This window comes from Agrobacterium sp. 20P9.1.2 (assembly GCF_057799395.1).
In genome coordinates this window covers 134182-156002 of the sequence record NZ_JBYOKI010000008.1, presented here as the reverse complement: position 1 = coordinate 156002, position 21821 = coordinate 134182, and the positions used below count along the sequence as shown (strand labels likewise).

The window sequence follows — 21821 nt, the reverse complement described above, 5'->3', positions numbered from 1 at the left end:
TATCTGTCCCGCGCTATTATTAGAAGTTGTTAACTGTAGTTTTTCATCGATCGTTAAGATTTTCGCGATGCGTGGCATGTCGCTATAGCCGAATTGCCGCAGGGTCGGCGGCATGCTTTTTGAAACATTCGCTTGACTTTCCTTGATAAAAAGACCACATCCCACTCCAAGCTTTCACCCTCGGCAGCCGCGTGAGCTGCAGCGTCAACGAAAAAGACCCGACGCATGAAGGAAAAGCGCAGGATACAGGAGACGGCGTATTCGCCGCACTGAAGCGCAGAAAGTCATTCCAACCCACAAGTTCCCAATTCACGCGGGGTTCTTGACGCCAAGACAACCGGACAGCAGGGCTGATCCGGGTTCGAGCGTTTTGGCGCCCCGAAAGGTATACTATTGACCAGTTTTAGCGAACTCGGCCTCTCCGAAAAAATCGTGGCCGGCGTCACCCAGCTTGGTTACACCACGCCGACCCCTATTCAGGAAAAAGCGATCCCGCTTCTTCTGGAAGGCCGCGATATCATCGGTCTCGCACAGACCGGCACCGGCAAAACCGCCGCATTCGGCCTGCCGATCATCGAAATGCTTCTGAAGCAGCCCGACCGTCCGGCAAACCGCACCACCCGCACACTTATCCTTGCGCCAACGCGCGAGCTGGTAAACCAGATCGGCGAAAGCCTTCGTGGTTTTGTGCGCAAGACGCATCTCAAGATCAATCAGGTCGTTGGTGGCGCGTCCATCAACAAGCAGCAGCTTCAGCTGGAAAAAGGCACCGATATTCTGGTTGCCACGCCTGGCCGTCTGCTCGATCTGATTTCACGCAACGCGATTTCGCTGTCCAAGGTCACCTATCTGGTTCTCGATGAAGCAGACCAGATGCTGGATCTCGGCTTTATTCACGACCTGCGCAAGATTTCCAAAATGGTGCCTGCTGGTCGCCAGACGCTGCTGTTTTCGGCCACCATGCCGAAGGCAATTTCTGATCTCGCAGGCAGCTATCTGACCAACCCGGTCACCGTTCAGGTTACGCCTCCGGGCAAGGCCGCCGACAAGGTTGAGCAATATGTTCACTTCGTTGCTGGCAAGAACGACAAGACCGAGCTTCTCAAGAAGTCGCTCAACGACAACCCGGATGGCCGCGCAATCGTGTTCCTGCGCACCAAGCATGGCGCTGAAAAGCTGTCCAAGTATCTGGAGCATATCGGCTTCAAGGTTGCGTCGATCCACGGCAACAAGAGCCAGGGTCAGCGCGAGCGCGCTCTCAAGGGCTTTAAGGACGGCGAAGTCAAGGTTCTGGTGGCAACCGACGTTGCTGCCCGCGGCATCGACATTCCTGCCGTAACCCACGTCTTCAACTACGATCTGCCGGAAGTGGCCGACGCTTACGTGCACCGCATCGGTCGTACGGCGCGTGCGGGTCGTGATGGCATCGCCATCGCCTTCTGCGCACCGGACGAAACCCGTCTGCTGCACGACATCGAAAAGCTGATGAAGATCGAAATTCCGGTCCTCTCCGGCGAACGTCCTGAAGGTCTGGCAAGCCCATCGCGCGGCAACAACAACCGTGGCGGCAATGGTGGCAATCGCGGTAGCGCGAACGGCCCGCGTCGTCAGGGTGGCGAGCGTGCCCATGGCGACCGTCCGGCACGTGGCCCCCGTGAAGGTGGGCATCGCGAAGGTGGTCATCGTGATGGTGGACGTCGCAATGGCGATTTCCGTGGCCAGCGCGCTGGCGAATTCGCACCGGTTGAGCGCGACAACGATCTTGAAGTCACGTCCGACTTCAAGCGCCCGAAGGCAGATGCTGCACCGGGCAAGCCAGCTGGCAACCGCAATCATCGCGGCGGTCAGGGTCGTCCGGCTCGCAAGGCAGGCTCCTTTTCTCCTGCCGGTCAGGGTCGTCCTGCTGGCAAAGCCGGTGGTGGTCGCAAGCGCGGCTGATTTAGCCCAACTTTAATAGTGAGCGCCCGGATGAAAATCCGGGCGTTTTTCGTTTTGACTTAGAGAGCAGGTTTCTTACCGCAGAGCATTTCGCGCTTTCCGGCAAAACCCGGTCTGCGCTCTACGGTAAAGCCCGCGGCACCCAGATTGCGCCGCACGAAACCGGCCGCCGCAAATGTGCCGAAGGTTCCACCAGGAGCAGTCTTCTCAAACACCGCTGACATAATCTCCAGCGACCACATCTCGGGGTTCTTGGCTGGCGCAAAGCCATCGAGATACCAGGCGTCGAATATGTCAGTGCTTTGGCCGATCCCTCGCATGGCATCACCGCAAAAGACGGTCAGTCGCGTCTGCTCGTCCAGAGTGATGTCGATCCAGCCTTCCGGGTCTGACGGCCATTGTGCGACGAAGGCTTTGCGCTCGGCATCCAGTTGCGGCCAGTGGGACAGTGCACGGTCCAGCTCTTGGGCGGTCATCGGGTAAAGCTCGAAGGACACGAAATGCAGCTGCGCATCGGCGGGCCTTGAGAGCTTCCACTGCCGCCATGTCTCGCACAGGTTCAGCGCCGTGCCGAAGCCAAGCTCCCCAATGCGGAACGTTCCCTGGGCAGTTTCCCAGCGCTCCGGCAAGCCGTTGCCGGCGAGCGAAACGTGACTACATTCCTGTCGGCCATCGGTTTGGCAATAAAAATGGTCGCCAAAGGCCAGCGAATAGGGCATATCGCCCTCTCGCCAATCCAGCATGTTTGAACCGGCTCGTTGCGGCCCACTGTTATCGAGGTGTGTCATGGTCAAAGCCGATAGTCTTCCCGATCAGACAGGTCAATCATCTTTGCCATGCAGCGTGTCGTTGTTAATCATCGGCGGCGGTATCATGGGCCTTTGGGCTGCAGTGAAGGCGGAGCGCCTGGGCATCGACACGCTGCTGGTGGATGCGGGCAAAGTCGGTAGCGGCGCCAGCGGCGGGCTTATGGGCGCGCTGATGTCGCATATGCCGGATCGCTGGTCGGATAAAAAGCAGTTTCAGTTCGATGCCCTGCTGAGCCTCGAAGCCGAAATTGCAGCCGTGGAAGCCGAAACCGGCCTTTCGGCGGGTTATAGACGCTGTGGCCGTATCATTCCCCTGCCAAAGCCGCATTTGCGGACCATTGCGGAGCGCCATCAAAGCGACGCACTGTCCAACTGGAGCAGGAACGGTCATCAATTCCATTGGCATGTGCTGGATGCGCCACCCGTCGATGGCTGGGTGGATGCCGCAGCGGGCGAGGCGGGTTTCGTTTATGACACCTTTGCCGCCAAGGTCTCTCCGCGGGCTTTCGTGGCGACGCTGGAAGATTATTTGCGACGGTCCAGACATGTGCGCCTCATCGAGAACTGCGGCGTTACGGCTTTGGACCCCAATGGCACGGCCACTTTGGCCAATGGCAAGAGCATCCACTTCGGGCATGCCATGGTCTCTGCGGGACATGATTCTTTCCCACTGCTTGGAGACGCGTTTAAGTTGTCTTCAGGCGTAAGGTTGGGTCAGCCGGTGAAAGGGCAGGCGGCATTGCTGCAAGCCCATGTCGATCCGTCGATGCCGGTAGTGTTCTTGAATGGTCTCTACGTCGTGCCGCATGAGGACGGTACCGTTGCCATTGGCAGCACCAGCGAAGAGGAATTCGACGATGCCTTCACGACGGATGAGCGGCTGGAAACCTTGATTGCGCAGGCAAGGCAGATCGTGCCGTCGCTTGAAGATGCCGAGGTGATCGAGCGCTGGGCCGGGCTGCGCCCCAAGGCAATCGGTCGCGACCCGATGGTGGGCGCGCATCCAGAGCACCCGCGCGTCATTGCACATACGGGCGGTTTCAAGGTCAGTTTTGGCCTCGCGCATCGTCTGGCCGATGCCGCCTTGGATGCGGTGCTGGGCAAGCCCATGCAGGTGCCCACCAGTTTTACGTTTGAAGATCACATTCGTGTTTTCAACCAAAAGATTTGATTCGACAGCGTTTACGCGTCGTTAATCTGTCATGCAAATCACCTAACAGCTTGGCTTATGCATTATGGCTGATGAAATCCGTTCGAGGACGGCGAGGTGACGACGCATGCGGTATGCCATTCATTTTACGCCTTCCCCGAACGATCCGCTGACGCATGTCGCTGCGGCCTGGCTGGGTCGTGACGTCTATTCCGGCCAGAGCGTGGAGCCGCCTGCGGTGACCAGCCTCGGCATGCAGGAAATTTCCTACCACACCGCGCTGCCGCGCCGGTATGGTTTCCACGGCGCGATCAAGGCTCCGTTCCGCTTAATGGATGATGTCAGTGAGGCGGCACTGCTGCGTGCCCTGATGCATTTTGCAGGCACGCATCAGCCTTTCACTTTGCCACCGCTGGAAATCGCCAAACTCGGCAATGTCTACGGTCTGGTGCCGTCCTGGCAATCGGAAACGCTGAATTTTCTGGCCGCAAGTGTGGTGCAGGAGTTTGATCGTTACCGCGCGCCCCTGTCCGATGCGGATATCGACCGTGCCGACCCGGATCGTCTTTCGGCCACGCAACTGACCAATCTGCACCGGTGGGGCCACCCATATGTCATGGACGAGTTCCGTTTTCAGATGATGCTGACGGGCGGTGTGATGCCAGCAGATTGTCCGCGTGTGGAGCGGGCGGTGCGTGGCGTGTTCGAGCCTTTGCTGGAGCGTCAGGTCGATTTCTCCAACCTCGCGCTTTTCGTGGAAGATGAGCCGGGCGCTCCGTTCCGCGTCCATTCGCTGCACCCGATGGGGCGCGTCTCTGCCCGCAAGATTGCATAAGTATCGCCAAGAAAATGCTCTCGACTTTCCGGTCTGCGATGCTACCGTTCACGAAATTTGCGTGAAGGTGATTTGATGATTTCCGCTGACTATCCCCGCAACCTGATCGGTTACGGTCGCAATACCCCTGATCCGAAATGGCCTGGCGATGCCAGAATTGCGGTGCAATTCGTCATTAATTACGAAGAGGGCGGCGAAAGCAGCATTCTCGATAGCGACAAAGCGTCCGAGTCGCTGCTGTCGGAAATCGTCGGCGCGCAGCCCTGGCCGGGGCAGCGCAATCTCAATATGGAATCGATTTACGAATATGGCTCGCGAGCCGGTTTCTGGCGGCTGTGGCGCATGTTCACCGACCTTGGCGTGACAACGACTGTCTATGGCGTCACCGCCGCCATGGCCCGCAACCCGGACGCGGTGGCGGCGATGAAGGAAGCCGGTTGGGAAATCGCCAGCCACGGCTATCGCTGGCTGGAGTATAAGGATTTTTCAGAGGAAGAAGAGCGCAAGCATGTGCTGGAAGCCGTGCGCCTGCACACGGAACTCACCGGCGAGCGCCCCTACGGCATGTATCAGGGCAAGCCTTCTGACAATACATTGCGGCTCATCATGGAGGAAGGTGGTTTCCTCTATTCTTCGGATTCTTATGCCGATGATCTGCCGTATTGGGTGAAAGGCTTGAAAAACGATCCGTTCCTGATCATTCCCTACACGCTCGAAACCAACGACATGCGCTTTGCCACGCCGCAGGGCTTCAATTCCGGCGACCAGTTCTTCACCTATCTGAAAGACGCCTTCGACGTGCTGTATCAGGAAGGTGCCGAAGGTTCTGCCAAGATGATGAGCGTCGGCCTCCACTGCCGCCTCGTCGGGCGTCCCGGTCGCGCGGCGGCACTTCGCCGTTTCATCGAATACGTGCTCGGCCACGAAAAGGTCTGGATACCGCAACGCATTGAGATCGCTCGCCATTGGCATGAGCATCACAAGCCGGAGACGCTGTGATGGTGGACAGGTCGGATTTCATCAGCCGTTTTGGCGGGGTGTTCGAGCATTCCCCTTTTATTGCGGAACGTGCCTATGATGCTGGCGACGTGACTGAACCGTTGACGGCAGGCAATGTCCATGCGGCGCTCTGCACCCAGTTTCGCGCCGCCTCGCATGAGGAAAGGCTGGGCGTGCTGCGCGCTCACCCTGATCTTGCGGGCAAGCTTGCCATTGCCGGAGGCCTGACCGAAGACAGCCGCAAGGAGCAGGCAGGAGCAGGGCTAGACCGTCTTTCGCCGGAAGAGCATGCGCGGTTTACGCAACTCAATGCCGCCTATGTCGAGAAGAACGGCTTTCCCTTCATCATTGCCGTCAAAGGCCTGACCAAGGACGATATTCTGCGCGCCTTCGAGACCCGCATCGATAACAATGCGGAAGACGAATTCACTACTGCAACGGCGCAGGTGGAAAAGATTGCCGGGCTGCGACTATCCGCCTTGCTGCCGGAAAGCTGATGAAACGCATGCGCCAGCAATCTGCTTTCCACATCACGGGCAGCACTCTATATTGTGGTTCAGGAGACAAGCCATGAGACCATCAGAGGTGCTGGAAAAGAACAGGGAAGCGATCCGCGAAGCAACAAAACGCTTCAACGCGGCCAATCCCCGTGTGTTCGGCTCCGTGGCGCGCGGCGAGGATCGGCCCGATAGCGATCTGGATATTTTGGTCGATGCGCTGCCGGGCTCTACGCTTCTCAGCCTAGGCGGACTGCAAGACGCGCTTGAGCAGATGATGCTGGGCACAAGAATTCACCTTCTCACACCCGGTGATTTTCCTGAACGTGTAAAGGTGAGAGTCTTGTCAGAGGCTAAGCCAATATGAGTTTAGATCGCCGTCTGGATCACCTCGCGGACATGAAGCGAGCGGGCAATGCTGCTGTTGATTTCGTCGCAGGTATGCAGAAAGATGACTTTCTTTCAGATTTAAAAACCCAGCATGCAATTGGAATGTGCCTTATTGTCATCGGCGAAGCGACTGTTCGCTTGATGGAGTCCTATCCCGACTTTGTCACTGACCACCCTGATTTCCCATGGAATTCAATTCGAGGGCTCCGCAATCGTGTGGCGCACGGATACTTTGGGCTGGATCTCGAAATTATCTGGGAAACAACGCAAATTACTATCCCGGAACTTTTAGAGAGCCTGAATGCTCTTAAAAACTGGCGTGCCCAAGGTGAATGAATTTTGACTGAATTTCTTGAAATCCTGTCTTTGACCCAACAGGCATTCGCGCCCTTTGGCGATGTTCTCGAGGCAGATCCTGCCAGCATGCGGATCATCAATGGCGGCAATACCGAGCGGTATCATGCGCTTGGCTCACCGGATGTGACGGGTGAAGGCGCGCGTGTCGTGATGAACCTGTTTCGGGGCAGGGCGCGACAGTTCCCTTACACTGTTGATATGATGGAGCGCCACCCGCTGGGGAGCCAGAGCTTTACGCCGCTTTCCGGCAAGCCGTTTCTCGTCGTTGTATCAGAGGATGAGCAGGGCAGGCCGGGGAAGCCGAAGGTATTTCTGTCCCGCGCCGATCAGGGTGTGAATTATCACCGCAATGTCTGGCACCATCCCCTGATGGCCATCGGCTCCACCAGTGATTTTCTGGTTGTGGATCGGGATGGGCCGGGCAACAATCTGGAAGAGTTCTTCTTCGATCAGCCGTATTTCATTTCGGAGCCCACGCCATGACCGGTCTTACCACCCATGTTCTCGATGCAGCTCATGGCACGCCTGCGCAGGGATTGAAGATCGATCTTTACCGGCTTGAGGGCGACAGCCGTGAGAAGCTCAAGACGGTGGAAACCAACAGCGATGGTCGTGTCGATGGCGGGCCGTTGCTGATCGGCACGGATTTTCGGGCGGGGCAGTATGAGCTTGTGTTCCATGCGGGCGATTATCTGAGAACCAAAGGTCTGGTTCTGCCGGAACCTGCCTTTCTTGACATCATACCCATTCGTTTCGGCATAGCCGACGAGAGCGGACACTACCACGTTCCCCTGCTTCTCTCGCCCTATAGCTATTCTACTTACCGCGGAAGCTGACCCCGATGATCTTTGCTGCCATTGCCGATATCCATGGAAATTACGCGGCACTGGACGCCGTGCTCAAGGATATCGAGAGGCTGGGTATTCCTGATATCGTCAATCTCGGTGATTGTTTCAGCGGTCCGCTAGAGGCCGGTCGCACGGCTGATGTTCTGGTGGGGCGCAACATCCCCACCGTTCGCGGCAATCATGACCGCGCCCTGATCGACCGTCCGTTCGAAGTCATGGGTGATTGGGAAAAACCAGCACATATGCAGCTGTCCTCCGACCATTTCGATTGGTTGCAGAATCTGCCCTTCGATCTGGTGTTCAAGGATGTGGCCTATTGTTGCCACGGATCGCCCAAGGACGACCTGGAATATTGGCTGGAGAAGCTGTCTCCAGAAAGCGTTCTGCATCAACGACCTTTGGCGGAAATCGAGGCGCTCGCTGATGGTATTGAGCAACCGCTCAGGCTGTGCGGCCACACGCATATTGCCCGCACAGTCCAACTGTCGGACGGTCGATTGATCGTCAATCCCGGCAGTGTCGGTTGCCCGGGCTGGAAGGATGACGAACCTTTCTACCATAAGGTCGAAGCCGGTCATCCGCTTGCCAGCTACGCGGTTCTGGAAGAAACGCCACAGGGCTGGCAGGTCTATTTCCGGCAGGTGCGTTATGACAGCAGCGCAATGGGAGAACTCGCCCGTGCCAATGGCATGCCGGGTCTCGGCAAGGCCATCGCAACCGGTTGGCTGGGCTGATCCCGGCTTATCCTTCGCTCGACATGACCACGCAGGAATAGGACTGTGCCTTCAAATCCTTGCAGGCGGAGAGGGCGGCTGCCTGGCTGTCGAAACCGGTGAATCGCGCGCGGTAGAGCGTTGCGGCGCCGCTTCGAACCGCTTCGGTGTAGGGCGCGATGCTGGCGTAGCTGGATGAGATGGCGGGGCGCGCGTTTTTCAAAAGCGAAAGTGCTGCTGTCTGGCTGTCCGCTGCGGCGATCTGCACTTCCCATGCGCTGCGTTCGGAATTGGTGGCGGGAACAGCCGAGGTCTTGATCATATCCGGCATGACGTTGTGGGCGGAAGCGATCTGCATGGCGACGGGGTCTTTGCGCTCGGCAAACATGGGCAAAGGCACGCTGGCGGGGGCGACATCGAATGTGCGGCTGGTGCTGGCGCTGGCAATCAGCTGCTGGCTGCCGCGGCCTCTGGATGCCTTGGGCAGTGTCCTGTCCAGCAGAGCGACCATCTGATTGTCGCGACTGCGGGAGGTCTTGCCGCCCAGTACGACACCGACGACGCTGCGGCCATTGTGGTTGACGGCGCTGACGAGGTTGAAGCCGGAGGCGTTGGTGTAACCGGTCTTGATGCCATCCACGCCCTGATAGCGGCTGAGAAGCCTGTTGTGGCCGCTGATCGTCTTGCCACGGAACTTGAAGGACCTAGTAGCAAAGAGTTTGTATTCCTTGGGATAATCCCGTTGAAGGGCTAGGCCGAGCTTGGCCATGTCACGGGCCGTGGTGACCTGCGCCTTGTTAGGCAGGCCGGAGGCGTTGCGGAAAACGGTGCTCGTCATGCCCAACTGGCGGGCCTTGCGGGTCATCATCTGCGCAAACCCGGCCTGCGAGCCACCCAAATGATCGCCCATGCCCTCGGCCATGTCATTGGCGGATTTGACGATCATGCCATAGACGGCTTCGCGAACCGTGAAGGTGGTACCCGCTCTGACCCAAAGCTTGGAAGGAATGACCGCCGCACCACGCTTGGACATGGTGATGCGCTGGTTCCAGCTCAGGCGACCGTCATGTAGGGCTTCGAAAACGAGATAAAGCGTCATCATTTTTGTCAGCGAAGCCGGGTAGTTTTTCGTGTCGGCATTCTCGGAATCCAGCACTTTCCCCGTGTTGGCATCCATCACGAAATGCGCATAACCCGCCTGCGCCGGAGACGCGTGCAGGGAAAGGACCGCACAGAGGAAGGCCAAAGCAAATACCCACGCTCCGGCCATGCCCCGTCTGATCGTTCCCAACATGTTTTACCCCTTATCCGTCCATTTGCCGCTGCCAAGATGACTGAAACTTTCCGGCAACAAAACCATTCAAACTTTAAAGGCCGCTTTCATCCTTAATTAAGTATGAAAATCGACCCCCATTGGTGGCGGGTTATTTTCTTGAAAAGAAACCGACCGTCCGGTATGTATCTGATCATGGATATGTTGACCGAACGTAAAAAGCAGCCTGATGTCGTGCGCCGGAATTTGATGGATTGCACTGCCAGACTTGCGGCAGAGCAGGGGTTTTCGGCTGTCTCTGTTCAGGCCGTTGCCTCCGCTGCCGGTGTGACGAAGGGTGGGCTGTTTCACCATTTCGCGTCCAAGCAGGCTTTGCTTGAAGCCGTGCTTGGCGACCTTTTGGCCAAGCTGGATGAGGATATCGATGCCCTGATCTCACAGGATTGTGAGGACTATGGATGCTTCACGCGGGCCTATGTAAACGCATTTTTTGACGATCGGGGCCGTGAATCCTACGCGCAGTGGTCAGCCATATCAGTTGCGCTCATCAGCGAACCATCGTTGCGGCAGCTATGGGAAAGCTGGTTCAGCGTTCGCCTGACCCGCCACAAAAAGACGGATGATCACCTTAATCTCGAGCTTGTCCGGCTCGCAATCGACGGTCTCTGGCTTGCGGATCTGGTCAGCGAAAAGGGCCATGCCGGCGGCAACAGATCGGCACTTCACAAGCAGCTTCTCAAAGCTGCGCAAAAGGAACATGACACATGAACGGCGTCACCTTGACCTATGCGGCACTTGTCGCAGCCATTGTCTGCGAAGTCATCGGCACGTCATTCTTGCAGCAATCCCAACAATTTACCCGGTGGTTACCGACGCTTCTGATGGCCGTCTTTTACGGTGCGGCCTTTTATCTGCTGTCGATTACCCTGCGCACCATCCCCGTCGGCGTGGCCTACGCGATCTGGAGCGGACTTGGCATCGTGCTGATTTCAGCAGTGGGTTATATCTTCTTCCGCCAGACGCTGGACCTCGCCGCGATGATCGGCCTTGGGCTGATTATCGCGGGCGTCGTGGTCGTGAACCTGTTTTCGAAGACCGTGGGGCACTAGAGCGTTTCCATTTAACAAGGAAGCGCTCTAGAGGCCGCTTGGCCCTCAGCGCACCAGAATGCTGCGATCCACCTCGGTCAGCAAACGCTTGCCGCACAAGGCCATGGTGATGTCCATTTCCTTGCGGATGATTTCCAGCGCGGTGGTCACGCCCTGCTTGCCGCCCGCGCCGAGACCGTAGAGGAAAGGGCGGCCGATATAGGTGCCTTTGGCGCCGAGCGCGATGGCTTTCAGCACGTCCTGACCGGAACGAATACCGCCATCCAGGTGGATTTCGATCTTGTCGCCAACAGCATCGACAATCTTCGGCAGGATTTCGATGGAAGACAGCGCGCCGTCCAACTGGCGTCCACCATGGTTTGAAACGATGATGGCGTCCGCACCGGTACCGGCGGCGGCGATGGCATCTTCCTCATCCAGAATACCCTTGAGGATCAGCTTGCCGCCCCAGCGTTCCTTGATCCATTCCACGTCTTTCCATGAGAGGCGCGGATCAAACTGTTCCGCCGTCCATGAGGAAAGCGACGACAGGTCGGAGACGTTCTTGGCGTGGCCGACGATGTTGCCGAAGCTGCGGCGCTTCGTGCGCAACATATCGAGGCACCATTGCGGGCGCGTCGCCATCTGCCAGATATGCTTGGGCGTGAATTTCGGCGGGGCAGAAAGCCCATTGCGCAGATCCTTATGCCGTTGACCGAGAATCTGAAGGTCCAGCGTCAGCACCAGCGCCGAGCATTTCGCCGCTTTGGCGCGGTCGATCAGATTGTTGACGAAGTCACGGTCCTTCATCACGTAAAGCTGAAACCAGAAGGGGCGGGAAGTGACGGAGGCGACATCTTCAATGGAGCAAATGCTCATGGTCGATAGCGTAAAGGGAACGCCGAATTCTTCCGCTGCCTTGGCCGCCAGCATCTCGCCATCCGCATGCTGCATGCCGGTAAGACCGGTGGGGGAGAGCGCAACAGGCATCGACACCTTCTCACCGATCATCTCCGTCGCCAGCGAACGATTGGTCATATCCACCAGCACACGCTGCCGCAGCTTGATCTTGGCAAAATCATCCTCGTTGGCGCGATAGGTGCTTTCGGTCCATGCGCCACTGTCGGCGTAGTCGAAAAACATCTTCGGAACGCGGCGTTTCGCCTGTTTCTTGAGATCAGCAATGGTAAGCGTTTTGGCCATGAATTGATCTTTCACATCTGAATGTTCATCGCCAATATCATGATTTAGAAGCCGAGTGTTATTCAAAATTTCGGTCAACCCGGCCTTATTTTAGAAAAATCTTCGAGCAAGGCCGAGACAAAAAAAGACTGCGGGCGACAGAGCCACCCGCAGTCTTTGAACTTTACGATCTTAAGATCGATCAGAACTCTTCCCAGCTATCTTGTGCAACCGCTGCGGCGGAACCACCACCGAAGGCACCGGCGATCTTACGGCCCAGTGCACGAGCCGGAGATGGTGCCGGTCTGGATGCGGCAGAGGCCGAGCGGACGGGTGCGGACGCTGGGGCAGAGCGGCTTGCGCCTGCGCCATTGCCAAGATTGAAGCGCGATAGCAGCTGGTTGAGAGATGCCGCTTCCTTGGCAAGGCTGTGGCTGGCTGCTGTCGATTGCTCGACCATGGCGGCATTCTGCTGCGTGCCCTGATCCATCGTGTTGACGGCGGTGTTGATTTCCTGAAGGCCAACCGACTGCTCACGGGAGGATTCCACGATGGCATTGATGTGGCGGTTGATTTCCTGAACTTCCGTGACGATCACTTCCAGTGCACGACCGGTTTCACCGACCAGATTGACGCCCGAGCGCACATGTTCGCCGGAGGTGGTGATCAGCGCCTTGATTTCCTTTGCAGCCTTTGCCGAACGCTGTGCCAGTTCACGCACTTCCTGTGCGACAACCGCAAAGCCCTTACCGGCTTCACCGGCGCGGGCGGCTTCAACGCCTGCATTCAGGGCCAGAAGATTGGTCTGGAAGGCGATTTCATCGATGACGGAGATGATGTTGGTGATTTCGCCGGACGAGCGTTCGATCTCGTTCATGGCGGTCACGGCCTGACGCACGACTGCGCCTGACTTTTCTGCGCCATCACGGGCCTTGGCAACCAGATGGCCGACTTCTTCAGCGCGGTTGCTGCTGTCCTTCACCGTGGTGGTGATTTCTTCCAGAGCGGCGGCTGTTTCTTCAACAGATGCAGCCTGCTGCTCCGTGCGCTTGGACAGATCGTCAGCGGCGGAGCGGATTTCGTTGGCACCGGCATCGATACCACGGGCATTCTGGCCGACGGCATGCAGCGCGTCATTCAGATTGGCGACCGAGCCGTTGAAGTTGTTGCGCAGCGTATCGAGATGAGCAACGAAAGGCGTTTCGATGCGATAGGCGACGTCACCATCTGCAAGACGGTCGAGACCCTTGGCAAGCTGATCGACAGCGAACTGCGTGTCGGCAGCGTCTTTTGCCTTCTGGGCCTCACGCTCGACGCGTTCCTGTTCGGAAAGGCTGCGATTGGCGTCAGCTTCTTTTTCCATCCGAATTTTTTCAAGAGCATTGTCGCGGAAGACGGAAACGGCCTTTGCCATCTGGCCGACTTCGTCCTTACGATCCTGACCTTCAACAGGTGCAGCCGTCTGACCCTGGGCCAGCGAAATCATGCGTTCGCGCAAGGATGCGATAGGCGTCGTAATGCCCTTGGCAGCAACGATGAGAGAGGCGATGATGCCGAGGGCGAATGTGATGCCGACGACCATCAAGGAAGTGAAAATGGTGGAGTTCGTCTGGTCTGTCAGCTCGTCGCTTCTTGCCGCTACCGCTTTCAGTATCTGATCCAGAAACGTTGCATTATCTGTCGTCAAAGGCAGGATCAAAGTGTCTGCTTTTGCCAGAGCCGCTCTTGCAGGCTCGTCCTTGTCTGCCTGTCCCAACTGCACGGCCTGGTCGGTCAGTGCCACAACGTCCTTGCTTCTCTCGATGATTTTATCAATCGCAGCACTTTCGCGCGGAAGAAGTTCCTTCGTGTGCTGAAGGCGTTGGAAGAGCTTGCTTTTGCTATCGTTGTAAAAATCCACAGCCGTTTTCATGGCTGCATCTTCCTGGCGATATGTCAGGATTTGATAGGCCGCATAGGCTGTGGCCACGACATTTCGGTTGACACGCGACATCTCCACGCTTGCACCTGCGTCATTGGAGATGAAATCTGAGTAGCTCGTATCCGCTTCCTTGTACCGGTTTGATACGAAGGCTGTGGCACTCAAGCCCACCACGCAAAGGGGGAGGATTAAGGTAAGAATTTTCGTGCGAATGCTCGCATTTTTAAGAAATGACATATTTCCTCGCGGTTCGATTTTGAAGTCGCGAACACGAAGCAGGGAGCATGGCGACTGGGAACCAGTCGAGCGAAAAGACTCTGCTGCAGGGGATTCGGCGTAGATGTGAAGAATGACAGATGGTGCGCGCCATCATGGCAACCTGATCTATGCTCTGTCGCCTATATGCTTAGTTAGTTATAGTTTAAATATAATTAAATTTCATTTTCCGGGTTTTTTTGAAATAGTTTTCGCTATGTCGGCAACTTATAGTATGTTTTTCTTAGGTTCGCCGGCAATATAGGTTTCAACCACAGTGCGATCATCGCCCATGGTCAGCATAAGAAACAGCTCTTCCGTCAAGCTGTTCACTACTTCCATTTTGAGTGCCATTGCCGGTGTGGATGCTGCATTTAGCACAGTAATATCCGCATCCGTACCCGCATCCAGCGTGCCGATGCGGTCAACCATGGATAGAGCTTCGGCATTGCCGCGGGTCATCAGGTGCCAGCTTTCCAGCGGGTTTAAACGTTCTCCCAGCAGTTGCTGAATTTTGTAGGCTTCGTCCATGGTGCGCAGCATGGAGTAGCTCGATCCGCCGCCGATGTCGGTCGCCACGGCGATACGAACAGGCTTTTCACGCCGTTGTAGCTTTTTCATCGGGAACAGGCCGGAGCCGATGAAGAGGTTGGACGTGGGGCAGTGTACGGCCACTGCGCCGGTTTCCGAGAGAACATCGGCCTCACGATCCGACAGGTGGATGGCGTGGCCGAGCAGGGTCTTTTTGCCCATCAGGCCGTAACGGACATAGATATCCGTGTAATCGATGGCATCAGGATAGAGTTCGCAGGTGTATTTGATCTCGTCCAGATTTTCGGAGAGATGCGTCTGGATGAAGAGATCGGGAAATTCCTGCGCCAGAGCCTGCGCTGCTTCCATCTGCTTCGGTGTCGAGGTGATGGCGAAGCGGGGTGTAATGGCGGCGTGGTTGCGGCCTTTGCCGTGCCAGTCTGCAATGACTTGGCGGGTTTCATCGTAACCGAGTTCGGGCGTGTCCAGCAGGCCTTGCGGCGCGTTGCGGTCCATCATGACCTTGCCGCCCACCATCAGCATATTGCGCTTCATGGCTTCGGCAAAGAAAGCGTCGGCGGATGTTTTGTGCACGGAGCAATAGGCCGCAGCCGTCGTGGTGCCATGGCGGATCAGTTCGTCATAGAAATGGGTGGCGATGCGCTGGGCATGCGCGCTTTCCACGAAGCGGCATTCCTCCGGGAACGTATAGGTGTTCAACCATTCCAGCAGGTTCGCGGCGTAGGAGCCTATGACCTGCATCTGCGGGAAATGCATATGCAAATCGATCAGGCCCGGTACGATGAGGTGAGGGCGGTGATCCGTTTCCTCGACATCTTCGGGTGCTTGGGCACGGATATCCGCGTAGTCGCCGATGGCGCTGATCTTGCCGTTTTCCAGCAGCAGACCGCCGTCTTCGATATAGAGGTAACTGGCCGTATCATCGATGGAGTGCGGCGCGCGATTGAAGCTTAGAAGTCGTCCGCGCAGCAGAAGCATGCTCATTCCGTTTTTCCTTGGGACACGGCGCTCTCATACCATGCGGTCAGCACCTTGCGTTCTTGCGGCGTGATCGCCGTGATATTGCCGGGGGGCATCGCATGGCTGCGGCCTGCCTGTAAATAGATTTCCCGCGCATGGAAGGCAATTTGCGCATCCGTTTCCAGTTTGACCGATTTCGGCGTGAAGGGAACACCCTCCCAGACTGGCTCTACCGCATGGCACATGGAACAGCGGCTCTGCACCACGTCCCGCGCCGAGGCGAAATGCACGTCTGCTGCGAAAAGCTGCTGGGTGGGCGAAAGTTTGGCTGCTTTTTGTTCCTGCTCGCCGGTCAGCACTTTCGGCACGGTGGAAAGCCACATGATGACGATGAAGATCAGCGCTGTGACCAGCCACGTCCATGTGGGTCTGCCCTTGCGGGCGTGGGTGGTGTTGAACCAGTGGCGTATGGTGACGCCCATCAGGAATACGAGGGCTGCGATGAGCCAGTTGAACTGCGTCGCGAAGGCCAGCGGGTAATGGTTCGACAGCATGAAGAAGATGACGGGCAGCGTCAGGTAGTTGTTGTGCAGTGAGCGCTGCTTGGCGATGCGGCCATATTTCGGGTCCGGCGTGCGACCTGCGATAAGGTCTGCGACGACGATCTTCTGATTGGGGATGATGATCATGAAGACATTGGCCGACATGATGGTGGCGGTAAACGCGCCCAGATGCAGGAAGGCGGCGCGACCGGTGAAGATTTGCGTATAGCCCCATGCCATCGCCACCAGTGCAATGTAGAGCACGGCCATCAGGCCCCAGGTGTTGTTGCCGATGGGTGATTTGCACAGCAAATCGTAAAACACCCAGCCGATGGCGAGTGACGCCAGCGACAGACAGATGGCTTGAAACTGCGTCAGTTCCAGTACGGAATGATCGATGAGAAACAGATCCGCGCCGCCATAATAGACGACACACAGCATGGCGAAGCCGGAGAGCCAAGTGGCATAGCTTTCCCATTTGAACCATGTCAGATGGTCCGGCATCGAAGCTGGCGCGACCAGATATTTCTGCACATGGTAGAAACCGCCGCCATGCACCTGCCACTCTTCGCCATAAACACCCGGCGGCATGTTCGGGCGCTTCACCAGCCCTAGATCGAGCGCGATGAAATAGAAGGACGAGCCAATCCAGGCAATGGCGGTGATGACGTGCACCCAGCGGACGGCAAAGGCCATCCATTCCCACGCAATGGCATATTCGTACATTATGTTCCCCTGACGTTGCACCGCACTGTGCGAGAAATTCGACCGTCAGAAAAGAGGGAACCTGCGAAACCGACAGATTTGTTGAGGGTAAACAGTGGCCTTCACGTCTCCGTCGGAAACTCCTCCTCCATCCATTCACTGAAAGCTTTGATCTTTGCGACATTGCGGCGGCCCTCCTGATAGACGATCCAGTAGTCATGCCCGTCGTTGCAGACCAAGTCGAAGGGTTGAAGCAGGCGACCGGAGGCGATGTCTTCAGCGAAGTGCACGGGATTGACGATGGCGACGCCATGACCCGCAATCGCTGCCTGCGCTTCCAGATTCTGGATGCCGAAATCGCTACCGGTTCGGCTGTCGAGATCGGTTTCCGTCACGCCCGCTTCCGCAAACCAGTGTTTCCACCAGCGGTCATTGGGGCTGACAATGGGCAGTTTTAGAATATCGGCCGGATGCTTCAAACCGCCGATGGTCGCGGCCAGCTTCGGGCTGACGACGGGTGCGAAATCCAGTCGCATGATGCGCCGACCAATGACGCCCGGCCAGTTGCCTTTGCCCCAGCGAATGCCGATATCGACATTGGTATGGGCGAAATCCACGATCTCGTTGGACAGACACAGTTGCAACGAGATTTTGGGGTGGCGTGCCTGAAACACGCCCAGGCGTTTGGCCAGCCATTGATGGGCAAACGTCGTGGTACATGAGATGATGAGAACATCTGCCGTCCTGTTGCGCGCCTCTTCCAATGCCGTTGCCAGAATGCCAAAGGCTTGCGTCGCGCGGCCTGCAAGTAATTCACCCGTCTGGGTCAGCGCCACCTGCCGTGGCTTGCGCAGGAACAGCGGTGCGCCAACGAAGTCTTCCAGCAATTTGATCTGGTAGCTCACTGCCGTCTGCGTCATGCCAAGCTCTTCGCCCGCCTTTGTGAAACTGAGGTGACGGGCGGCACTTTCCAGCACGCGCATGGCATTCAAGGGAACGTTGCGGGATAGCTTCATGGATAAGTTCTCTTTATCCATTTGATCAGAAGTTTCATTGGTTTTTCCATGAAAACAGGAGCATTCCTTCTCCATAGCATCAAAAGAACTTTGGAGAAATGATATGCGTACAGCCGCTTTCAGCGTCTGGCCACGGCTATTTGCGCGCGCCTGGATTTTGGACTGGTTTTCCCGGAAATCGGTCCAACTGAGTCCGTCTCAGGAAGACGAAATGCAAGACCACATCAAGCGTGATCTTGGCCTGCTGGATGGTCGCGATCAGATCGGGCCGGGGCGAGAGCGGCAAAGCGATGAATTGCGTGAAGCACTTCGGATGCTACCAAGGTCGCTATGACGACGGGACGTTTGTCTTTGACGACATTGCCGCCGATGGGCAGCACCAGTCGCTCCAGCGCGGACGCTGGCACGCCTTCGCGCTCCAGCCAATGCGCGAAGGTGGCGCGTTTGGTTTTGGAGCCGATCATACCGACATAGGCCAGATCGTCGCGGGCGAGCGCTTCCCTGGCGATCAGGAAATCCAGCGCGTGATCGTGGGTGACTACGATGACCGTGCCACCGACTGGAACGGCTTTCAACATTGCTTCGGGCATGGCGGTGAGGTGGGATGACACGGTTTCAGGTAGGCCCGCCAGTTCCTCACGCCGCGTTTCGATGACGGTGATGGAGAGGGGGAGGAGGGCCAATGCCTGCGCCAGAGCCTTGCCCACATGACCAGCGCCGAAAATGAAGACGGCGGGTTGGGATTGGTGCTCTTGCGCCAGTCGCTGCTTCAGCCCTTCGGCGATTGCGGGCGTGACCTTGGTGAATGTCAGCAATGTGCGCCCGCCGCAGCATTGGCCGATTTCCGGGCCGAGTGGGATGTCCATGGTGTCGATGACTGTCTTGCACGCCAGCATGGCGCGGGCGTGGTCGATGGCCATATATTCAAACTGCCCGCCGCCGATGGTTTGCCAGATGTCGGTGTTTGACACGAGCATGAAAGTTCCGGCTTCGCGCGGGGCGGAGCCTTTGACGGAGCTGATTTCGATGAGGATGGAGGGCATTGATTCGTCGAGAAAAGCGGAGATGGGGGTGTCAGGCATGGGCGTTGGCCTCGGAGCCCGCGAGCCCCCTCTGGCCTGCCGGCCTTCTCCCCCACAAGGGGGGAGAAGATATGCCGCGCTGTCTCCATCCCTCAAGCGCTTGGTGATTGAGAGGAAGACCTCGCCCCACGGTTTCTCCCCCCTTGTGGGGGAGATGGCCGGCAGGCCAGAGGGGGTTTTGCCGCAAACTCAAGGCTTGCCTCATCACCTCACACCTTCCTCAACCGCTCCACCGCCATCAACACCCTCTCAGGCGTCGCTGGCGCGTCCAGCCTTGGGCAGACCTTGTAATCCGCAACGCTGGCCACGGCCATCGATAGCGCTTCCAGGACCGAAATCGCCAGCATGAACGGCGGCTCACCTACGGCCTTGGAGCGGCCAATGGTGGGCTCGGCATTTTCAGCCCATTCCGCCAGCTTCACGTCAAAGATTTTCGGGCGGTCGGAGGCCAGCGGGATTTTGTAGGTTGAGGGGGCGTGGGTGCGAAGGCGGCCCTTCGCATCCCACCACAATTCTTCTGTCGTCAGCCAGCCCATGCCCTGAATGAAGCCGCCTTCGACCTGGCCGATATCGATGGCCGGGTTCAACGATTTGCCGACATCGTGGAGAATGTCGGTGCGCTCCATCATATATTCGCCGGTCAGTGTATCGATGGAGACCTCCGAGACGGATGCGCCATAGGCGAAGTAATAGAACGGCGTACCTTTGCCTGCGGCCCGGTCCCAGTGGATTTTCGGCGTCTTGTAAAAGCCTGCGGCGGAAAGCTGGACGCGGGCGAAATAGGCCTGTTTGATGAAGTCGTTAAAGCCGATTTCTTCCGTTCCCACGCGAATGCGGTTTGGTAGAAACGTGACTTCGTCCTCGCCTACATTCCATTTTTCCATCGCGAATTTGACCAGCCGCTCCTTGATCTGGCGGGCAGCATCATAGGCGGCCATGCCGTTCAAGTCCGTGCCGGAAGAGGCAGCGGTGGCGGATGTGTTGGGCACCTTGCCCGTGGTGGTCGCGGTGATCTTGACGCGGTCGATATCCACCTGAAACGCATCGGCGATGACCTGCGCGACCTTGGTGTAAAGGCCCTGGCCCATCTCCGTGCCGCCATGGTTGAGGTGAATGGAGCCATCATTATAGACATGCACCAGCGCGCCGGCCTGATTGAAGGCGGTCATGGTGAAGGAGATGCCGAACTTCACCGGCGTCAGCGCAATACCTTTGCGGATGATAGGGCTGGTACTGTTGAACTCGATGATCGCCTGTCGCCGCGCCTGATAGTCGCTGGAGGTTTCCAGTTCTTCGACGATGCGGGCGATGATGTTTTCTTCGACTTCCTGATGGTAGGGGGTGGTCGTGCGGCCCGAGCCCTCCTGGCCGTAAAAGTTCAGCTTGCGGATTTCCAGCGGGTCTTTGCCCACCGCATAGGCGATTTCCTCGATAAAGCGTTCCGCCCCCAGCATGCCCTGCGGGCCGCCGAAGCCACGGAAGGCAGTGTTGGAAACCGTGTGCGTTTTCAAGGGCTTCGATTGCAGTTTTACATGCGGATAGAAATAGCTGGAATCCGCATGGAACAGCGCGCGGTCGGTGACTGGGCCTGAAAGGTCTGAGGAGAAACCGCAGCGGGCGGCATAGGTGGCGTCCACCGCGTGAATGCGGCCTTCGTCATCGAAACCCACCTCATAATCGACGCGGAAATCGTGGCGCTTGCCGGTGGCGGTCATGTCCTCATCGCGGTCGGGGCGGATTTTGACGGCGCGTTTCAGCTTCTTGGCGGCGATGGCGCAAAGCGCCGCAAACTGGTTGCCCTGCGTTTCCTTGCCGCCGAAGCCACCACCCATGCGCCGCACCTGCACGGTGACGGCATTAGATGGCACCTGCAGAATGTGACTGACGATATGCTGGATTTCGCTGGGGTGCTGGGTGGAACTCCACACCGTCACGTCATCGTCTTCGCCCGGCACCGCCATGGCGATGTGGCCTTCGAGATAGAAATGTTCCTGCCCGCCAATGCGCATCGTGCCGGTCAGGCGGCGCGGGGCGACGTCCATTTCCAGCTCGGCTTCGCCACGCTGAAGCGTCATGCCGGGGGTGACGAGCGGTTCGCCGTTTTCCGTGGCGCCGTCGATATCGCTCCAATGCGGCAGGTCGTTGTAGGTGATCTTCGCCTTGCGCGCTGCCTTGCGGGCAATGTCGCGGGTTTCGGCAAACACGGCAAAGATCGGCTGACCGTGAAACTCCACCAGCTTTTCCGCCAGCAGCGGCTCGTCGTGACGACCGCCGGATGAGACATCGTTTTCGCCGGGCACATCTTTGCCCGTCATCACCCAGAGAACGCCGGACGTTGCCTCGACCTCAGACAAGTCCATAGCGATGATTTCGGCGTGGGCGCGATCCGCCATGCCGATGGCACCGTGGATCATACCCGCCGGTTCGGGAATATCATCGATATATTCGGCACTTCCGGTGACATGCTTGTGCGCTGAATCATGCCGCAACGATGCGTGCATCTTGCCATCGACAGCGGTTTTGGTGCGCTCGAATGTGTTGGTGTCCATGGCTCAGGCCTCCCTTTCTGTTTGAAAGGTAGAACAAACCTCTCCCTCATTCCTGTGCTCGTCACAGGAATCCAGCCACGGCGCGTCTGCGCCGTGAATGACTCTTTCTCGCCCAAAGACTTGGGCGAACTGGATTCCTGTGACAAGCACAGGAATGAGG

General features: G+C 57.6%; 21 protein-coding genes. 12 read left to right on the top strand and 9 right to left on the bottom strand.

Going from position 1 to position 21821, the window contains the following annotated elements; genetic code table 11:
- Nucleotides 1-393 precede the first annotated feature (393 nt).
- Complete coding sequence (locus tag AC27VJ_RS20365; RefSeq protein ID WP_488685528.1) at nucleotides 394-1938, top strand: DEAD/DEAH box helicase; 1545 nt, start codon at nucleotides 394-396, stop codon at nucleotides 1936-1938.
- Nucleotides 1939-1997: 59 nt separating this feature from the next.
- On the opposite strand, the gene mnmC2 is transcribed toward AC27VJ_RS20365, so the two are convergent.
- Entirely contained in the window at nucleotides 1998-2726 is a 729-nt protein-coding gene (mnmC2, locus tag AC27VJ_RS20360; protein ID WP_488685527.1) for a tRNA (5-methylaminomethyl-2-thiouridine)(34)-methyltransferase MnmC2, read from the bottom strand.
- Between mnmC2 and AC27VJ_RS20355 the strand changes: the two genes are divergently transcribed.
- The 9 genes from AC27VJ_RS20355 to AC27VJ_RS20315 all read left to right on the top strand — a co-directional run bounded on the left by AC27VJ_RS20355 (nucleotide 2725) and on the right by AC27VJ_RS20315 (nucleotide 8557).
- Nucleotides 2725-3918 carry an NAD(P)/FAD-dependent oxidoreductase gene (locus tag AC27VJ_RS20355; protein WP_488685526.1) on the top strand — a complete coding sequence of 398 codons (1194 nt, stop codon included), beginning with the start codon at nucleotides 2725-2727 and terminating at the stop codon, nucleotides 3916-3918. The two genes, mnmC2 and AC27VJ_RS20355, sit on opposite strands and share 2 nt — an antisense overlap.
- Nucleotides 3919-4024: 106 nt before the next feature.
- The gene (locus AC27VJ_RS20350) at nucleotides 4025-4732 is read left to right on the top strand and encodes a DUF1045 domain-containing protein (protein ID WP_062448714.1); all 708 of its coding nucleotides are present in this window, start codon (nucleotides 4025-4027) and stop codon (nucleotides 4730-4732) included.
- Between the two features lie 75 nt (nucleotides 4733-4807).
- A complete protein-coding gene (gene puuE, locus AC27VJ_RS20345) occupies nucleotides 4808-5731 on the top strand; it encodes an allantoinase PuuE (RefSeq protein WP_488685525.1) in 924 nt (307 codons plus the stop codon).
- Nucleotides 5731-6228 (top strand): 2-oxo-4-hydroxy-4-carboxy-5-ureidoimidazoline decarboxylase, encoded by a 498-nt coding sequence (gene uraD, locus AC27VJ_RS20340; protein WP_488685524.1) that lies wholly within the window; start codon nucleotides 5731-5733, stop codon nucleotides 6226-6228. The genes puuE and uraD overlap by 1 nt, the downstream gene beginning before the upstream one ends.
- Nucleotides 6229-6301: 73 nt before the next feature.
- On the top strand, nucleotides 6302-6595 hold the full coding sequence (locus AC27VJ_RS20335) for a nucleotidyltransferase family protein (protein ID WP_077117807.1): 294 nt from the start codon (nucleotides 6302-6304) through the stop codon (nucleotides 6593-6595).
- Nucleotides 6592-6954 carry a HepT-like ribonuclease domain-containing protein gene (locus tag AC27VJ_RS20330; protein WP_488685523.1) on the top strand — a complete coding sequence of 121 codons (363 nt, stop codon included), beginning with the start codon at nucleotides 6592-6594 and terminating at the stop codon, nucleotides 6952-6954. Before AC27VJ_RS20335 ends, AC27VJ_RS20330 begins: the two co-directional genes overlap by 4 nt.
- A 3-nt stretch (nucleotides 6955-6957) precedes the next feature.
- A complete protein-coding gene (locus AC27VJ_RS20325; RefSeq protein ID WP_488685522.1) occupies nucleotides 6958-7458 on the top strand; it encodes an ureidoglycolate lyase in 501 nt (166 codons plus the stop codon).
- Nucleotides 7455-7811, top strand: a complete 357-nt coding sequence (uraH, locus tag AC27VJ_RS20320; protein ID WP_488685521.1) for a hydroxyisourate hydrolase — start codon at nucleotides 7455-7457, stop codon at nucleotides 7809-7811. The genes AC27VJ_RS20325 and uraH overlap by 4 nt, the downstream gene beginning before the upstream one ends.
- 5 nt (nucleotides 7812-7816) lie before the next feature.
- Nucleotides 7817-8557: a metallophosphoesterase family protein gene (locus AC27VJ_RS20315; RefSeq protein WP_488685520.1), complete on the top strand. Its 741-nt coding sequence runs from the start codon at nucleotides 7817-7819 to the stop codon at nucleotides 8555-8557.
- 7 nt (nucleotides 8558-8564) lie between these two features.
- On the opposite strand, the gene AC27VJ_RS20310 is transcribed toward AC27VJ_RS20315, so the two are convergent.
- On the bottom strand, nucleotides 8565-9806 hold the full coding sequence (locus tag AC27VJ_RS20310) for a serine hydrolase (protein WP_488685539.1): 1242 nt from the start codon (nucleotides 9804-9806) through the stop codon (nucleotides 8565-8567).
- A gap of 186 nt (nucleotides 9807-9992) precedes the next feature.
- On the opposite strand from AC27VJ_RS20310, the gene AC27VJ_RS20305 reads away from it, so the two are divergent.
- On the top strand, nucleotides 9993-10577 hold the full coding sequence (locus AC27VJ_RS20305; protein ID WP_488685538.1) for a TetR/AcrR family transcriptional regulator: 585 nt from the start codon (nucleotides 9993-9995) through the stop codon (nucleotides 10575-10577).
- Nucleotides 10574-10918, top strand: a complete 345-nt coding sequence (locus AC27VJ_RS20300; protein ID WP_113088450.1) for a DMT family transporter — start codon at nucleotides 10574-10576, stop codon at nucleotides 10916-10918. The genes AC27VJ_RS20305 and AC27VJ_RS20300 overlap by 4 nt, the downstream gene beginning before the upstream one ends.
- Before the next feature lie 45 nt (nucleotides 10919-10963).
- Here AC27VJ_RS20300 and AC27VJ_RS20295 read toward each other — a convergent pair whose 3' ends face one another.
- From AC27VJ_RS20295 to xdhB, 7 genes are all read right to left on the bottom strand, one after another.
- Nucleotides 10964-12100 carry an alpha-hydroxy acid oxidase gene (locus tag AC27VJ_RS20295; RefSeq protein ID WP_488685519.1) on the bottom strand — a complete coding sequence of 379 codons (1137 nt, stop codon included), beginning with the start codon at nucleotides 12098-12100 and terminating at the stop codon, nucleotides 10964-10966.
- Between the two features lie 181 nt (nucleotides 12101-12281).
- On the bottom strand, nucleotides 12282-14237 hold the full coding sequence (locus AC27VJ_RS20290) for a methyl-accepting chemotaxis protein (RefSeq protein ID WP_488685518.1): 1956 nt from the start codon (nucleotides 14235-14237) through the stop codon (nucleotides 12282-12284).
- Between the two features lie 246 nt (nucleotides 14238-14483).
- Complete coding sequence (gene guaD, locus AC27VJ_RS20285) at nucleotides 14484-15791, bottom strand: guanine deaminase (protein WP_488685517.1); 1308 nt, start codon at nucleotides 15789-15791, stop codon at nucleotides 14484-14486.
- Entirely contained in the window at nucleotides 15788-17035 is a 1248-nt protein-coding gene (gene puuD / locus AC27VJ_RS20280; RefSeq protein ID WP_488685516.1) for a urate hydroxylase PuuD, read from the bottom strand. Before puuD ends, guaD begins: the two co-directional genes overlap by 4 nt.
- A 101-nt stretch (nucleotides 17036-17136) precedes the next feature.
- Entirely contained in the window at nucleotides 17137-18030 is an 894-nt protein-coding gene (locus tag AC27VJ_RS20275; RefSeq protein ID WP_488685515.1) for a LysR substrate-binding domain-containing protein, read from the bottom strand.
- Between the two features lie 224 nt (nucleotides 18031-18254).
- The gene (xdhC, locus tag AC27VJ_RS20270) at nucleotides 18255-19112 is read right to left on the bottom strand and encodes a xanthine dehydrogenase accessory protein XdhC (protein ID WP_488685514.1); all 858 of its coding nucleotides are present in this window, start codon (nucleotides 19110-19112) and stop codon (nucleotides 18255-18257) included.
- Nucleotides 19113-19321: 209 nt separating this feature from the next.
- Nucleotides 19322-21661 carry a xanthine dehydrogenase molybdopterin binding subunit gene (gene xdhB / locus AC27VJ_RS20265; RefSeq protein WP_488685513.1) on the bottom strand — a complete coding sequence of 780 codons (2340 nt, stop codon included), beginning with the start codon at nucleotides 21659-21661 and terminating at the stop codon, nucleotides 19322-19324.
- Nucleotides 21662-21821: the final 160 nt, after the last annotated feature.